General features: G+C 43.5%; 17 protein-coding genes and 1 pseudogene. 10 read left to right on the top strand and 8 right to left on the bottom strand.

Going from position 1 to position 14,461, the window contains the following annotated elements; genetic code table 11:
- Positions 1 to 105: 105 nt before the first annotated feature.
- The 9 genes and pseudogenes from ychF (at position 106) to BAMF_RS40320 (ending at position 5,978) form a co-directional block, all read left to right on the top strand.
- Positions 106 to 1,206 carry a redox-regulated ATPase YchF gene (gene ychF / locus BAMF_RS40360; protein WP_013354265.1) on the top strand — a complete coding sequence of 367 codons (1,101 nt, stop codon included), beginning with the start codon at positions 106 to 108 and terminating at the stop codon, positions 1,204 to 1,206.
- 111 nt (positions 1,207 to 1,317) lie between these two features.
- On the top strand, positions 1,318 to 1,605 hold the full coding sequence (rpsF, locus tag BAMF_RS40355) for a 30S ribosomal protein S6 (RefSeq protein ID WP_013354264.1): 288 nt from the start codon (positions 1,318 to 1,320) through the stop codon (positions 1,603 to 1,605).
- A 39-nt stretch (positions 1,606 to 1,644) separates the two neighbouring features.
- Complete coding sequence (ssbA, locus tag BAMF_RS40350; RefSeq protein ID WP_013354263.1) at positions 1,645 to 2,163, top strand: single-stranded DNA-binding protein SsbA; 519 nt, start codon at positions 1,645 to 1,647, stop codon at positions 2,161 to 2,163.
- 43 nt (positions 2,164 to 2,206) lie between these two features.
- Positions 2,207 to 2,446 carry a 30S ribosomal protein S18 gene (gene rpsR / locus BAMF_RS40345; protein WP_004392983.1) on the top strand — a complete coding sequence of 80 codons (240 nt, stop codon included), beginning with the start codon at positions 2,207 to 2,209 and terminating at the stop codon, positions 2,444 to 2,446.
- A gap of 188 nt (positions 2,447 to 2,634) precedes the next feature.
- On the top strand, positions 2,635 to 3,222 hold the full coding sequence (locus BAMF_RS40340) for a bifunctional transcriptional activator/DNA repair enzyme AdaA (protein WP_013354262.1): 588 nt from the start codon (positions 2,635 to 2,637) through the stop codon (positions 3,220 to 3,222).
- The gene (locus BAMF_RS40335; RefSeq protein ID WP_013354261.1) at positions 3,215 to 3,742 is read left to right on the top strand and encodes a methylated-DNA--[protein]-cysteine S-methyltransferase; all 528 of its coding nucleotides are present in this window, start codon (positions 3,215 to 3,217) and stop codon (positions 3,740 to 3,742) included. Before BAMF_RS40340 ends, BAMF_RS40335 begins: the two co-directional genes overlap by 8 nt.
- 38 nt (positions 3,743 to 3,780) lie before the next feature.
- On the top strand, positions 3,781 to 4,539 hold the full coding sequence (gene xth / locus BAMF_RS40330) for an exodeoxyribonuclease III (RefSeq protein ID WP_013354260.1): 759 nt from the start codon (positions 3,781 to 3,783) through the stop codon (positions 4,537 to 4,539).
- A gap of 62 nt (positions 4,540 to 4,601) precedes the next feature.
- Positions 4,602 to 5,541: pseudogene (locus tag BAMF_RS40325) on the top strand (LacI family DNA-binding transcriptional regulator).
- Between the two features lie 56 nt (positions 5,542 to 5,597).
- On the top strand, positions 5,598 to 5,978 hold the full coding sequence (locus BAMF_RS40320; protein WP_013354257.1) for a VOC family protein: 381 nt from the start codon (positions 5,598 to 5,600) through the stop codon (positions 5,976 to 5,978).
- Between the two features lie 32 nt (positions 5,979 to 6,010).
- Here BAMF_RS40320 and BAMF_RS40315 read toward each other — a convergent pair whose 3' ends face one another.
- The gene (locus BAMF_RS40315; protein ID WP_013354256.1) at positions 6,011 to 7,342 is read right to left on the bottom strand and encodes an MFS transporter; all 1,332 of its coding nucleotides are present in this window, start codon (positions 7,340 to 7,342) and stop codon (positions 6,011 to 6,013) included.
- A gap of 215 nt (positions 7,343 to 7,557) precedes the next feature.
- On the opposite strand from BAMF_RS40315, the gene BAMF_RS40310 reads away from it, so the two are divergent.
- Entirely contained in the window at positions 7,558 to 8,451 is an 894-nt protein-coding gene (locus BAMF_RS40310; protein WP_013354255.1) for a CPBP family intramembrane glutamic endopeptidase, read from the top strand.
- Here BAMF_RS40310 and BAMF_RS41960 read toward each other — a convergent pair.
- The 7 genes from BAMF_RS41960 to BAMF_RS40285 form a co-directional block, all read right to left on the bottom strand.
- A complete protein-coding gene (locus BAMF_RS41960) occupies positions 8,448 to 9,689 on the bottom strand; it encodes a thioredoxin domain-containing protein (protein ID WP_232502495.1) in 1,242 nt (413 codons plus the stop codon). The genes BAMF_RS40310 and BAMF_RS41960 overlap by 4 nt on opposite strands.
- A complete protein-coding gene (locus tag BAMF_RS41955; protein WP_013354253.1) occupies positions 9,586 to 10,503 on the bottom strand; it encodes a thioredoxin domain-containing protein in 918 nt (305 codons plus the stop codon). The genes BAMF_RS41960 and BAMF_RS41955 overlap by 104 nt, the downstream gene beginning before the upstream one ends.
- A 708-nt stretch (positions 10,504 to 11,211) precedes the next feature.
- Positions 11,212 to 11,559 (bottom strand): hypothetical protein, encoded by a 348-nt coding sequence (locus tag BAMF_RS40300; protein ID WP_041481748.1) that lies wholly within the window; start codon positions 11,557 to 11,559, stop codon positions 11,212 to 11,214.
- Positions 11,560 to 11,646: 87 nt separating this feature from the next.
- The gene (locus BAMF_RS40295; RefSeq protein WP_013354251.1) at positions 11,647 to 11,868 is read right to left on the bottom strand and encodes a hypothetical protein; all 222 of its coding nucleotides are present in this window, start codon (positions 11,866 to 11,868) and stop codon (positions 11,647 to 11,649) included.
- A gap of 580 nt (positions 11,869 to 12,448) precedes the next feature.
- Positions 12,449 to 13,294, bottom strand: coding sequence for an alpha/beta fold hydrolase (locus BAMF_RS40290; protein ID WP_013354250.1), 846 nt, complete (start codon positions 13,292 to 13,294; stop codon positions 12,449 to 12,451).
- A gap of 92 nt (positions 13,295 to 13,386) precedes the next feature.
- Positions 13,387 to 13,587, bottom strand: a complete 201-nt coding sequence (locus BAMF_RS41075; RefSeq protein WP_308727134.1) for an ArsR/SmtB family transcription factor — start codon at positions 13,585 to 13,587, stop codon at positions 13,387 to 13,389.
- Between the two features lie 339 nt (positions 13,588 to 13,926).
- On the bottom strand, positions 13,927 to 14,400 hold the full coding sequence (locus BAMF_RS40285) for a GNAT family N-acetyltransferase (protein WP_013354249.1): 474 nt from the start codon (positions 14,398 to 14,400) through the stop codon (positions 13,927 to 13,929).
- Positions 14,401 to 14,461 lie beyond the last annotated feature (61 nt).

Raw genomic sequence — 14,461 nt, 5'->3', positions numbered from 1 at the left:
AAATGCTTTTTTCTCAGCTTGTCTTTTCCTATGAACCTCCTTATAATTGCTCTAGGTTTACAATACGTTTATACGATGATGGTTTGATATAGAGGAGATGAAAGAATGGCTTTAACTGCTGGAATTGTCGGTTTGCCGAATGTCGGAAAATCGACGTTGTTTAATGCAATTACCCAGGCTGGTGCCGAATCAGCCAACTACCCGTTCTGTACAATTGACCCTAACGTGGGAATCGTGGAAGTGCCTGATGAACGTCTGCAAAAGCTGACTGAATTGGTAAACCCGAAAAAAACGGTGCCGACTGCGTTTGAATTCACTGATATCGCGGGGATCGTAAAAGGCGCATCTAAAGGTGAAGGACTCGGAAATAAGTTTCTTTCTCATATCCGTCAGGTAGATGCGATCTGCCACGTTGTACGCGCATTTGCTGATGACAATATTACGCACGTGTCAGGGAAAGTCGATCCGATTGATGATATTGAAACGATCAATCTTGAATTGATTCTTGCCGACATGGAGACAGTCGAAAAGCGCATCACGCGGGTAAGCAAGCTTGCGAAGCAAAAAGACAAAGAAGCGGTTTTTGAGTTTGACATTCTGTCTAAATTAAAAGAAGCTTTCGAACAAGAAAAGCCTGCCCGTTCCGTTGAATTTACGGAAGAACAGCAAAAGCTTGTGAAGCAGCTTCATTTGCTTACGTCAAAACCTGTGCTTTATGTGGCAAATGTGAGCGAGGACGAAGTGGCTGATCCTTCAGGAAATGAATACGTTGCGAAAATCCGTGAGTACGCCGCGGGGGAAAATGCCGAGGTTATCGTCGTCTGTGCAAAAATCGAGTCTGAAATTGCTGAATTGGAAGGCGAAGAAAAGCAAATGTTCCTTGAAGAGCTCGGCATCGAAGAATCAGGTCTTGATCAGCTGATTAAAGCGTCATACTCTCTTCTCGGCCTTGCGACATACTTTACGGCGGGGGAACAGGAAGTGCGCGCTTGGACATTCAGAAAAGGCATGAAAGCTCCTGAGTGTGCGGGTATCATCCACACAGACTTTGAACGCGGCTTTATCCGCGCTGAAACGGTTGCTTATGAAGACCTTTTGGCAGGCGGCGGAATGTCCGGAGCGAAAGAAGCCGGAAAAGTGCGTCTGGAAGGTAAGGAATATGTAGTCCAAGACGGAGATGTCATTCATTTCCGATTTAATGTATAGGACACAGTTGTAAAGGGACAAGAGCTTTGGTATAATATAAACTTGTGAGTAATAGAATTATTGCTCCTTGCCCATTATAGGGCCGCTTAGACCAAAAGGAGGTGCAAACAGATGAAAAAGTACGAAGTTATGTACATTATCCGTCCGAACATTGACGAAGAGTCAAAGAAGGCAGTTATCGAGCGTTTCAACAACGTTTTGACTTCTAACGGAGCGGAGATCACTGGAACAAAAGATTGGGGTAAACGTCGTCTTGCTTACGAAATCAACGATTTCCGTGACGGTTTCTACCAAATCTTAAACGTTCAGTCTGACGCTGCAGCGGTTTCTGAATTCGACCGTTTAGCTAAGATCAGTGACGATATCATTCGCCACATCGTTGTTAAAGAAGAAGAATAAGCAATTTGAAATATATAATGTTAAAAGGTGGTCTTTCATATGCTTAACCGAGTTGTATTAGTCGGAAGACTAACAAAAGACCCAGAGCTTCGTTATACGCCAAGCGGTGCGGCTGTCGCCACGTTTACTCTAGCTGTGAATCGTACATTCACGAACCAGTCTGGAGAACGTGAAGCCGATTTCATTAATTGTGTCACTTGGAGAAAACAAGCCGAAAACGTTGCAAACTTTCTTAAAAAAGGAAGCCTTGCCGGCGTAGACGGCCGTCTTCAGACAAGAAATTATGAAAATCAGCAGGGACAGCGTGTCTTCGTGACAGAAGTCCAAGCTGAAAGTGTTCAATTTCTTGAGCCTAAAAACAGCGGCGGTTCTGGTTCAGGCGGATACAACGAAGGAAACAGCGGCGGAGGCCAATACTTTGGCGGAGGCCAAAATGATAATCCGTTCGGCGGAAATCAGAACAACCAGAGAAGAAATCAAGGGAACAGCTTTAATGATGATCCATTTGCCAACGACGGCAAGCCGATTGACATCTCGGATGATGATCTTCCGTTCTAATAGATTATCGCTATATTCATAACAAGAAAGGTGGGAAATGACAATGGCAGGAGGACGCAGAGGCGGTCGTGCGAAACGCCGTAAGGTTTGTTACTTCACTTCTAACGGCATTACGCACATCGATTACAAAGATGTAGATCTTCTTAGAAAGTTTGTTTCTGAGCGTGGTAAAATCTTACCTCGCCGTGTAACTGGAACAAACGCGAAATACCAACGTAAATTGACTATCGCGATCAAACGCGCACGTCAAATGGCTTTACTTCCATACGTAACTGGCGAGTAAGCCGAAAGAAAAGAGCAAGAGCCCGCGGGCTCCTGCTCTTTTTTTATATCACTCAACCCCCTGCCGAAATGTTCCACATGAAACATAGAAATGCTTCTGAGTCTTATCTTTGTTATCTTGCTCCTCTATTCAAATAAGCGTACTTATGTAATGGATTTGTTTATACTGAGAAACAGGGGGTGGCTGAGATGAAAACGGAAAGAAATATCCTGACAGATGAAAAGTGGAATGCAATCATTCACAATGATGCTTCCTATGATGGGACATTTTATTATGCCGTAAAAACGACGGGGATTTTCTGCCGGCCTTCTTGTAAGTCGAGAGTTCCGAATAAGAAAAACGTGCTGGTATTTGATACGGCTGATGCAGCGCTGGAGAGAAATTTTCGTCCCTGTAAAAGGTGCCGTCCCAACGGTCTGCGTCTTCCTGATGAAGAATGGATTGCGCAAATCACCGAGTATATTGACAGCCACTATCACGAATCACTGACTCTGAGCGTGCTGGCCGATATGTGTCACGGCAGCCCCTATCATTTGCAGCGGACATTTAAAAAAATCAGGGGGCTGTCTCCCATTGAGTATATTCAGATAAAAAGACTGACGAAGGCGGAACACCTTTTACTCTATACTGATAAGACAGTTATGGAGATCGCTCTGACTGTCGGAATTCCAAACACAGCACATTTCGCGACTCTTTTTAAAAAGAGAACGGGAAGTTCGCCTACAGCATACAGAAAAACTGCCGGAAAGGGACGGGGAGAGATTCACTATGAGTAAAGAGACTATGGTTTATTGGACACTCTTCACACGGAATGAGTGGAGTCTGTATACAGCCGCCACTTCTACGGGGCTTTGCTTTATAGGTTCGAATCATGGAAACTTTGAAGAGCTTGAGCGGTGGACAGGAAAAGCAATGCCGCAACACCGCTTGGTGCGTGATGATGAAAAACTGGCGCCTTACACGGCAGAGCTGTCCGAGTACATCGAAAACGGCAGATCAGCATTTTCAGTGCCGCTGGATCTTTACGGAACAGAATTTCAGCTGGCTGTATGGCAAGCGCTGATGGACATACCGTACGGTGAGACATACTTCTATTCGGATATTGCAGAAATGATTCAGAAACCGACAGCCGTAAGAGCCGTGGGCGCCGCAATCGGGGCAAATCCGGTGTTGATTACGGTTCCATGTCATCGTGTCATCGGGAAAAACGGCAAACTGACCGGATTCAGAGGCGGTTTAGAAATGAAAAAGCAGCTGCTGGCATTAGAGGGCAGAAACATTGAAACACTGAAGTAAGATTGTTAATACCGGCTGAGCCGGGCGGGAGGGAACACATGAAACTGATTTCTTGGAATGTAAACGGCTTGCGTGCCGTGATGAAAAAGATAGATATCAATACTTGCCTGCAGGAAACGAAAGCCGATATTCTTTGTCTGCAAGAAACAAAAGTACAGGACGGACAAGTATCATTGCAGCCTGAAGGATACCATGACTATTGGAACTATGCAGTGAAAAAAGGCTACTCAGGGACGGCTGTTTTTTCGAAAGTAAAGCCGCTGCAAGTTTCTTATGGATTGGGAATTGACGACCATGATCAAGAAGGACGGGTGATCACGCTTGAGTTTGAGAATGTGTTCGTCGTCAACTGTTACACGCCAAATGCCAAACGCGGGTTAGAGCGAATTGATTACCGTCTTCAGTGGGAAGCGGATTTTAAGGATTATCTGCAAAAGCTTGATCAGAAGAAGCCTGTGATATTATGCGGCGATTTGAATGTTGCGCACAGGGAGATAGACTTGAAGAACCCAAAAGCCAACCGAAAGAACGCAGGTTTCTCGGATCAGGAGCGGGAAGCGTTCAGCGTACTGCTGAATGCCGGATTTACCGACTCATTCCGCTATTTATATCCCGATCAGGAAGGCGCGTATTCCTGGTGGTCTTACAGGACGAATGCACGCGAGAAAAATATCGGCTGGCGGCTTGATTATGTTATTGTTTCAGACAGGCTGAAGCAGCGGATCACCCAGGCGGCCATTTGTGCCGATATCATGGGTTCGGACCATTGCCCTGTTGAAATGACACTGGATTTATGATGAGATAGCAGTAAGAGAAATTCACTCTTGCTGCTTTTTTATTACCGAAAATGGAGGAGCACATGGCAAATATAAAAGAGATTGCGAAACTGGCGAATGTGTCGGTGGCTACCGTATCACGCGTGCTAAACAACCATCCGTACGTATCTGAGGAGAAAAGGCGTCTTGTGAATCAAGTGATGAAGGAGCTGGATTATACGCCTAATCGAACCGCCATTGATCTGATTCGCGGAAAGACCAATACGATCGGCGTGATATTGCCGTACAGTGATCATCCCTGCTTTGACAAAATTGTAAACGGTATCACGAAGGAAGCGTTTGCCCATGATTACGTGACAACTCTTCTCCCCACCAACTATGACCCCGCTATAGAGATTACATATTTCGAACTGTTGAAAATGAAAAAGATTGACGGACTGATTTGTCACCTCCCGCGCGAATGAATGGGAAACAGCCGTGCCTTACCTTGAATACGGCCCCATTGTCGCCTGTGAATATACACAGCACCAAGCGATTCCCTGCGCTTATAATGACAGACAGGCGGCATACAGAGAGAGCTTTTTGTATTTGAAAAACCGCGGGCATCGAGACGTTGCTTTTACATGTGTGCGGGAAGCGGCAAAAAGCCCAAGTACGACCGATAAGGTAAACGCCTATAAAGCAGTTTTCGGTTCTTTTGATGAAACCCGCATTCTAATCGGATGCCACGATATGGACGACGGAAAGCGTGCTGGTGAGCACTTCCGGGGTTTCAGCAAGCCGCCGACGGCTATTTATGCACACAGTGATGATGTGGCTGCCGGCTTGTACCAGTTTGCGAAAGAACAGAAATGGGACGTGGAGATCATCGGCGAGGGAAATGTGAGCGTCAGCCGGGCTTTGAATATTCCTTCCTTGGAACTTCATTTGGAACGGGTCGGAAAGGAAGCGTTTTTGCTGTTTTTGAACGGAGAAACGGCTAAAAAACAAATTATGCACCAATTTCAGCGGAAAAAGACTTGAGCTGAAATGGATTTCATGGCTTATAAATAGATTGAGAAAAAAAAGGAGGCGGACATATGAAAATTGAACATGCAGCGATATGGGTGAAAGATTTAGAACGAATGAAAGAGTTTTATGAGAAATACTTTGGCGCAAAAGCCAATGACCTTTATCATAATGAGAAAAAGGATTTCAAATCGTATTTTCTTTCATTTGACTCCGGATGCCGGCTGGAAATTATGAAAAAAGGCGGCATTGAGGAAACGCCGTCACAGAATATGACCGGGTGGGCGCATCTCGCATTTTCTACAGGCAGCAAGGAGCGGGTGAATGAACTGACGGAGACGTTTAAAAACGACGGATTTCAGGTTGTAAGCGGCCCGCGCGTGACGGGTGACGGATATTATGAGAGCGTGATAGAGGATTGGGAAGGCAATTTGATAGAAATCACAGTGTAACAGTGCGGAGTGAGTCCGCACTGTTTTATTGTTTAAATTTGCTGTGCATTTGTTTTCGGGCCGAAGAGGATTAACAGAACGGAACATAGGAGCCAGCAGCCGCCGATAAACAAAAAGACGCTGATGTAGCCGAGCTTTATGGCAATAAATCCGACGAGCAAAGAGCCGAATATGTTGGAAAAACGGCCGAGCCCGTACGCCAGCCCGCTCCCTGCCGAGCGATATTCCGTAGGATACGGCTCTGATGTGTATGCGTATAGATTTGAGGTGAATATCCGTTCTGTGACGTTGACGACAAATCCAAACACAATAATCATGACGGGAATAAACGTCATGCCGTACAGCAGCCCGGCGACTGCAGTCAGAAAAGCGCTTGCGGCCAGAATCCATTTCCTTTGGAACCTTTCGGATATCATGGATCCGAGCAATGCGCCAAGCGGGGCCCCGACAGAGTGCAGCACATTGTACCACAGCGTTTTTTCCATGGTGATGCCGTTGCTTTTCAGCAGGCTTGGCACCCATGAGGCAAAGCCGTAAAAGCCAAAGGTTTCAAGGATCCATACCGCTGACAGGATGATGGTGATTTTTAGATTCCTGCCCTGAAACAGTCCTAAGTAGCCGGCGTGCTTCACGGCATGTACTTCTGCTGCTTCTTTCGGTGCGGGGAGCGGGCCTTTTTCTTTTTCTACACGGGTTTCAAGCCGATTCATAATGGCGTTTGCCTGGTTATATGCACCGCGATTTTCGTGCCAGCGCGGCGATTCCTCAAGCCGGCGGATAAAAAAGAAATAAATGAGACCGGCCGCGCCCCATACAAAGACGAGCCGCCATCCCCATGAGCCTAAAGGAATGACAAAAGCGGATACGACGTTTGTGACGGGAACGCCGATTAATCCGATCATGGCGCAAAAGGAGATATATTTTCCCCGTACGGAGGATGGAAAGAACTCCGCCAAGTAGCTGTTCGTCACAATCATGGCGGCTGCGACGCCGAGACCCGTCAAAAATCTGAAAATCATTAAGGAAGGAATGTCCCATGCCAGCGCATTCAGAAAAGATGAGATCGAAAAGATAAGGACAAAACAATTCAGCGCTTTTTTCCTGCCGATCCGATCGGACAGCCTTCCGCCGAGAGAGGCGCCTAAAAACATGCCCAAGAAGGATGCAGCCGTAATGTCAGCAATGGTGGACAGCTCTACACCCCAATGCTCAATCAGCGCCGGAGCCACATTACTGAGCGTAAACAGATCAGCGAGATCAAAAAAATAGATGATTCCGAGAGCGGTTAATACTTGATAGTGCACACGTGAAATGGGGAGACGGTCTAAACGGTTCGCTACATTTGAGAATGTCTGATGTTTCATAAAAAACCCCCTGACTTGGCAATTGTAATCAGAAAATACTGTAAATTAATCTGACAAATACATTATAAAGGTCTTTTTTTGGCAAAAACAGAGTGTAAATAACCAGAGCCGAAGGAAACGGCATAGCGCTTTCTTCTTAAAAATATATGAAATTTCCTATATCTGTTTCTGTTTCTATTGTAAAATGTTGAAGGAAAGGAAGCTGATGCATAAATATGAATACTTTTGTACGGCCCGCAGAGGGAAAAAATAGTGTATGGAGATATCTTCTTTCTCTGCTGGTCATAGTGGGTTTGTTCTTATTCGGAAGCATATTGACCGTATTTTATATGCTTCTCATATCCGAGTTCAATCCGTCATTGACGATAAACTGGGATGAGTTGGCATTAGGTGACCCGCTGGCGGATATTTATTTACAGCATATCGTCTACTTCATAGCGATTCCAGGCATTTGGATAGCGGTTCGTTTCATTATGAAACGGCGGTTTTTATCTATTATCACACCGAATCAGTCGCTGAACTGGAAGAGGATTTTCTTTGGATTCGGCACTTATATTTTGCTGATGTTTATTGCGGGGCTGGTTGATTTTTTATTCCACCCGGATCGATTCTCGCTTCAGGAATTCCATGCTTCGCGCTTTCTGCTGCTGTTAGCGGCGGCCGTCTTTTTGGTGCCGATTCAAACCTCTGCGGAGGAATTTCTCTTTCGGGGTTTTCTGCTTCAGTTCGCCGGGAAATTGACGGCAAACGCGGTGGTTCTGACTGCCATCATCGGCGGATTATTCGGCGTCCTTCACTTCGGAAATCCGGAGATGGAAAATGGGGCTCTCTGGGCGGGAATCGGATATGTCACCATTGGTGTGATCTGGACCTTTATCACGATTAAAACGGGCAGTCTGGAGCTGTCCCTGGGCGGTCACGCTGCCAATAATATGTTTTTATTTATCTTTCTCACCGAGGATCATTCGGTTTACGGCGCCATTCCATCGATATTTTCATCAGCCGGCGGCTATGAAATATATGATTGCATATCGAGTCTGGTGATCAATATGATCTTCGCATGGCTCGCATTCCGTTTTGTGAAAAAAGAAAAGCAACAGGGCGCCTAGGCTCTGCTGCTGATTTGTAATACATTCATCGCTTCATCAATATCCGTGGTGGGTCTGCGGCAGGTGAAATTCTCACAAATGTAAACCGTCGTTTTTCCGTCAATCATTTCATAACCCGCGGCAAAATCAGAAATGCCTGCAAGCTCTTCCGGATTTTCCGCGGCGAGAATTGTATAGGCGGGAGTGAAATGCTCCTGAAGCGCTTCAATGAACCACTTTCTGTCCGGGTCATCTTTGCTACCGAAAACGACGATTTCTTTTTGAGGCATTATGTGCGCCAGTACGCTTTGCATGAAGAAAGCGCTGCTGCTCGGATAGGCCTCTATTTCCCGTTTAAAAACGGAAAACATGGCTTCGGCTTTTTCAATCAGCGATACATCACCCGTCAGGCGGCCGAGACGAAGCAGCTGAACGGCTGCCGCGCTGTTTCCGGAAGGGACGGCACCGTCGTAGACTTCTTTTTCTCTCACAAGAAGGGTCTCGGCATCATTCCCGGTAAAGAAAAATCCTCCGTGCCGTTCATCCCAGAACAGATCCAGCATGCTTGTACATAACGTTTTCGCTTTCTTCAAATAAGACGGGTTAAAACCTGCCTCATACAGTTCAAGGTAAGCCCAGATCAGAAAAGCGTAGTCATCGATAAACCCTTTGTTTTTTACTTCGCCCTCACGATAGCGGACCATGACGCGCCCGTCCGGTATAAGATGCCGTTCGAGAAAACGGATCGCTGTTTCCGCCATGCTGAGAAAGTCCGGCTCATGAAATACCTTTGCGGCTTTTGCCAATCCGGCAATCATGAGCGCGTTCCATGAGGTCAGCACCTTGTCATCTGTGTGCGGATAGCTTCTGTTTTCCCGCGCTTCCAGCAATTTTATTCGTGCGCCTTCAAGGCGTTCGGTCAGCTCGTGTTCAGTAAGACCGGTCTCTTCAAGGATGGCCTCACGCCGCGTGAAAATGAGGTTCGGAATGTTTTCTCCTTCGAAATTGCCTTGTTCTGTGATGTTATACACCTTGCAATAAAGTGAGCCGAGTTCGTCACCGAGCAGATTCATGATTTCTTTTTTAGACCATATGTAATATTTCCCCTCGCGGCCTTCTGTATCGGCGTCTAATGCTGAGAAAAAGCTGCCGTCCTCATGCATCATTTCCCGCTGAATAAACGTCACGATCTGCGTCGCAATCTGTTTGTAGCGCTCGATAAGCTTCTGTATAAGCGCTGAGGAGAAGGGCGTTGTCATACAGCATTTTCTCAAAATGCGGCACGAGCCATTCATTATCAGTCGAGTAGCGGGCAAATCCGAACCCGATGTGGTCAAAAATACCGCCGTTCGCCATGCCGTCGAGTGTCTTGGTTACGCCGGCCAATGCCTGTTCCTTGCCCGTATAGCTGTAGTAGCGAAGCAGAAACAGGAGCATATCAGGCATTGGAAATTTCGGAGCCTGGCCGAACCCGCCGTACACCGTATCAAACCCGCCTGCCAGCTGACGATACGTGTCATGTACCGCTTGTTCGCCAAGCATGCCCTCGGTCGGATGAACTTTGACTTCAAGATGAGCGGCGGCGTTTTCCGCGATATCCTCGACATGCTGCCGATCATTCGCAAACGTTTCGGACAGATGTTCAAGCACATCGATAAAACCCGGGCGGTTAAATTTGCTCGTCTTCGGAAAATACGTCCCCGCATAAAACGGCTTCTGATCAGGTGTGACGAACACATTCAGCGGCCACCCGCCCTGCCCCGTCATCAATTGGCAAATTCTCATATACACGGAATCCACATCAGGCCGCTCCTCACGATCAACCTTGATGGCTATAAATTTATCATTTAACATACCGGCGATTTCTTCGTCTTCAAAGGATTCGTGAGCCATTACGTGGCACCAATGACAAGTCGAATAGCCGATGCTGATAAGAACCGGCTTGTTTTCGCGTTTTGCTTTTTCAAAGGCTTCATCTCCCCATGGGAACCAGTCCACTGGGTTGTGGGCGTGTTGGAGTAAGTAAGGTGACTTCTCCGTGATTAAGCTGTTGGGTTTATTGTTAGCGGGCATGGGATCACCTTTTTTCGTTTTTTTATTTACATTTAGGTTATCACACTAATTATAAATAAATACAAAACTTAGCCGATTTACTTAAAAGAGAGGGAAGGAAACATAGTATAATGTTTAATTATGTTAGGATTCCATATGAAGTTTTAATATCTAAGTTGAATTCATGGTATTTAACCATAAAGAAAAAAAAGACTGAAGAAGCTCAAAACAAGAAGTCAGAAATGAACCCTTTTAGAAGAAGTCGAAATGAAGCAAGATGTCCTTCCTCCTATATTATCAACTTTTAGATTTTAGACACGAACTAATGTTAATTTTTATTTGAGATCAAAAGACGTTGAAGAAGTTAAGAATACCTACGAAATTTTGAAAGAAAAGAAGGCAGTTTATCAAAAATGATTGAGTATTATTTCTTTTTTTATGGGAATGTACGAAATCAGAAGTAAAGAACTTTAGCTGAAACTAAATTATCAGAGATTGAAGATGAGATTGAATGTGGAGAATCCGAATTATTGATCTAATAGGCGTGGCACTAATAACATGTTACTGAATGTAAAAAAATCCATTGTCGGGAAAACAGCAGACCCCTTCAGAAATCTTCAGAAATCTGCTGTTTTCTTATCACAATATCAAGATCGCCAGATAAATACAATTTGCAAAAAGACAAATCAAAACTAAACTTAAATATTTATTTTTTATCTAACGTACTTACTATTCTTGAGATAAATAATTAAAATCCGTTTCTTTAAGTTTAGGGAGTTTTTTGTCTATTTTTAAAGTGGACAATAACTCTTGAACATACTCTCGAATTGCAAGCATGTCAAATGGAAAATCGAAATCAAACTCCTCTTTAACAGTTAAAGTGTCCATTACATATGAACAATTATATTTCATACCTAAAAGATCATCATTAAAACTTAGTACATCTTGATATGACGATTCAGATAACTCGAAATGGGAAATTAGAAATATTTTTACATTATTATCTTCTTCAGAATCTAGCGATCTTTCATCAATGAATAACAAAAAAGCAGTTCTGTCATCATCGTTTAATTCCACTTGAAAGAATTCAAAATCTCTTAATCTCAATAAACGTTTAAATCTCGTGTTTAAAGTTCTCATATTTCTTTATCTCCGTTTCTTAATTTAAGCTACTAATGCAATGGCTAATGCCGCAGCTAACACAATAAGAGGTGTAGGATCAATTACCATCTGCCACCAGATTTTTTTATGTACTTGTTTTCGAGCTTCAGAAAGTTGATTTTCTTTTTTCTTATACTTTTTCCATTGAGAAGTACTCGTTAATTTCTTGACTGCTGATTTAGGTGCTTTTGATAAGTGACTTCCATCATGGCTTGTTCCATCCATATTTTCACTGGCAATTTCTTTTTTTCCATTGTATACATGTACATGCCATTTACCAGTCTTTTTATCATGAGGCTCATCAAATCTAGCTTTATAACCTTTCCCTAAATTTACTCATTCTCCACCGCAGCGTGTGCTGACTGGCTCATTGAATTTGAGAAAACAGCAAAGCTAAATACAATCGTCATCATAATAACTAATGACTTACTTAAAACTTTTAATAATGCAAACATCTCCTTAATCATGTAATCACTCAAAATTATACAAAAAAGAAAGATGTATTTTATTAATTATTAAGGGAATTAAGTTAAATTTAAGGTAATATTAACTAATAATATAGGTATTATTACACTATTCGTAGACTTTCCTGTTTTAAGAACAAATCATGACATCAATGACAAGGCGAATAGCCGATGCTGACCAGCACCGGCTCAAACGAATATTGATTATCGGATATTAAATATTAGCTTATTCAGATTATATCGGGAGAATAATCCTAATCAATCTTTTCAAGATTATTCTCCCTGGTTTGCTGTTAATGAAGACATCATACTATATACAAACGGTGAAACTTATTTAAAGTCTATGCATCAAGAAAAAGCTTCGCATGTTCGGCAAATAGGTGAGGATATTGAAACAAGTGTCCGTGTCCAGAATCCGGATAAATGATGAGTTGGGCGTTAGGGAGATGTTGTGTAAGAATATAACTGTTCTCTGTTGGAACCATAACGTCGTCAATACCGTTTGTTACGAGTACGGGGTGCGTAATATTGTTTAGCCATTTATATGACTGATCTGATCCTTGTTTAGCCCATTCTGCTATTGCCTCACTTTGTGCTTTAAGCACTTGCAAAGAACTATTAAATTTTTTCTGGCCAAAAATACGCTTTAATGATGCAATTCCACGTGCCCGGCTAGTTTCAGTTGGGCGATAAAATAGGAACAAGAATTGTTGGATGGCGGAATCAGCATCTTCTATATTCCCCGTGCTGGCCTCACGTACATCATTTCTGGATCTTAATCCGGTTCCTGATCGAGGAGCGGTTCCAGCCAATATAACTCGGCGAATTAAATCAGGATGCTGCATGACTAACTCTTGAGCTACAAAGCCGCCAAGGGAAAAGCCCAAAATATCGACCTGTTTCAAACCTAGTGCGTTAATGAAGGATGCAGCATCCTTAGCCATTTGAGCTACAGTAGAAGGCGTTTCACCACTTGATTCACCGATACCGGTATTGTCAAAAATGATAACAGGTCTATCTGCAGCCAACCTCCCCATAAGCTCTGGGTCCCAATTTTCCATTGTTCCTCTGAAGTGGACTAAACAAACCAGAGGGGTTCCTGTCTCTTTTCCAAATTTTCTATAAGCAAAATGAACTCCGTTTGCCTCTACGAACTCTGACTTTTCTGGTATGAAGAATGTCGACATTTTTAAAACTCCCTTCAAATTAACGTTTATGTAAGTGTATTCTCAGTATTTCTATAAATACTGAAATAATGGATGTGAAGAATTTTCCCACTTTATTTATTGAGTAAAGTGGGGGCATATTGCTCTAGGACTTGGCGATTTAAACGATAGTAACGAAACGTTCCTTCTTTTCGAACGGATAGAAGGTTACAATCCAGCAACGGTTTTAAATGGTATGTTAATGTTGATTGGGAAGTGATATTTAAACGAGTGCCCATATCTAAACAAGCCATCTCTGAATGTTCGGTGAGCATCTTCACAATCTTTAAACGTGTTGATTCGCCGAGCGCTTTGTATATTTTAACAGCGGATTCGTGTGTCAGTTTAATCATCTCCTTTCATCATATTCGATTATATTTCAGTATTTCTTGAAATACCGTATTTCAAGTATTTGTATTTGTCAAGGCATAACCGTTTCAAGTAAAGTTTTATACTCGGGTGAAGCCCGCTTTAAATTGTTTCTGGGTAAGAAAAAAAGCCCCTGTATAAGGCTTTCGTTATTTTATAGATAGGCCTCTTCTCCCCATGGGAACCAGTCCTCAGGGTTGTGGGCTGCTGGAGCGTCTTCTTTCTGATTCGTTTTTTTTAAAAGATCAAAAAAGAAGGGATCCGGATGTTTCACTGTCATTAGGCGAAGCCAACTCTTTTGTCATTAAGACATGCGGGATGCCGTCTTCCATAAATTCCGGTGAACTTGTCTGATAGCCCAGTTTGTGATAAAAGCCTTCCGCATGTGTTTGTCCATGCAGTTTACATTGAGTGATGCCTTTTTCTTTCACGATGTTTTCTAATTCGCGTATCATCACTTTGCCTAATCCGTATTTGCGGTAAGGCTTCAGGATGCAGATTCGTTCGAGCTTACCTGTATGGTTTACGATGCGGACGCGTCCTGTGCCGACAGGCTGATTTTCATGAAAAACCAAGATATGGCGGCACTGTTCCTGAAGCGTATCGAACTGATCAAATTCATCAGATTCAGGTACTTGCTGTTCCTCGATGAATACCGTTTTTCTAATATCAAAAGCTGTTTGTAAATCAATTTCCGTTGTGATTCTTTTTATCTTCATGATCAATCAATCCTTTTCACATATTAGTCTGGACTGCACGGCTTGCTTGTGGTCTTATAGA

The organism is Bacillus amyloliquefaciens DSM 7 = ATCC 23350, from assembly GCF_000196735.1.
GTDB lineage: Bacteria > Bacillota > Bacilli > Bacillales > Bacillaceae > Bacillus > Bacillus amyloliquefaciens.
This window is presented reverse-complemented; position numbering and strand designations above follow the sequence as displayed.

What these genes read in the sequence shown, in the direction of transcription:
- xth (WP_013354260.1), top strand. Translation starts at nt 3,781, where the DNA reads ATGAAACTGATTTCTTGGAATGTAAACGGCTTGCGTGCCGTGATGAAA.
- BAMF_RS40290 (WP_013354250.1), bottom strand. Translation starts at nt 13,294, where the DNA reads ATGTCGACATTCTTCATACCAGAAAAGTCAGAGTTCGTAGAGGCAAAC.
- BAMF_RS40335 (WP_013354261.1), top strand. Translation starts at nt 3,215, where the DNA reads ATGAGTAAAGAGACTATGGTTTATTGGACACTCTTCACACGGAATGAG.
- ychF (WP_013354265.1), top strand. Translation starts at nt 106, where the DNA reads ATGGCTTTAACTGCTGGAATTGTCGGTTTGCCGAATGTCGGAAAATCG.
- BAMF_RS40295 (WP_013354251.1), bottom strand. Translation starts at nt 11,868, where the DNA reads ATGGATGGAACAAGCCATGATGGAAGTCACTTATCAAAAGCACCTAAA.
- rpsF (WP_013354264.1), top strand. Translation starts at nt 1,318, where the DNA reads ATGAAAAAGTACGAAGTTATGTACATTATCCGTCCGAACATTGACGAA.
- BAMF_RS41075 (WP_308727134.1), bottom strand. Translation starts at nt 13,587, where the DNA reads ATGCTCACCGAACATTCAGAGATGGCTTGTTTAGATATGGGCACTCGT.
- BAMF_RS40315 (WP_013354256.1), bottom strand. Translation starts at nt 7,342, where the DNA reads ATGAAACATCAGACATTCTCAAATGTAGCGAACCGTTTAGACCGTCTC.
- rpsR (WP_004392983.1), top strand. Translation starts at nt 2,207, where the DNA reads ATGGCAGGAGGACGCAGAGGCGGTCGTGCGAAACGCCGTAAGGTTTGT.
- ssbA (WP_013354263.1), top strand. Translation starts at nt 1,645, where the DNA reads ATGCTTAACCGAGTTGTATTAGTCGGAAGACTAACAAAAGACCCAGAG.
- BAMF_RS40310 (WP_013354255.1), top strand. Translation starts at nt 7,558, where the DNA reads ATGAATACTTTTGTACGGCCCGCAGAGGGAAAAAATAGTGTATGGAGA.
- BAMF_RS40285 (WP_013354249.1), bottom strand. Translation starts at nt 14,400, where the DNA reads ATGAAGATAAAAAGAATCACAACGGAAATTGATTTACAAACAGCTTTT.
- BAMF_RS40320 (WP_013354257.1), top strand. Translation starts at nt 5,598, where the DNA reads ATGAAAATTGAACATGCAGCGATATGGGTGAAAGATTTAGAACGAATG.
- BAMF_RS41955 (WP_013354253.1), bottom strand. Translation starts at nt 10,503, where the DNA reads ATGCCCGCTAACAATAAACCCAACAGCTTAATCACGGAGAAGTCACCT.
- BAMF_RS40340 (WP_013354262.1), top strand. Translation starts at nt 2,635, where the DNA reads ATGAAAACGGAAAGAAATATCCTGACAGATGAAAAGTGGAATGCAATC.
- BAMF_RS41960 (WP_232502495.1), bottom strand. Translation starts at nt 9,689, where the DNA reads ATGACAACGCCCTTCTCCTCAGCGCTTATACAGAAGCTTATCGAGCGC.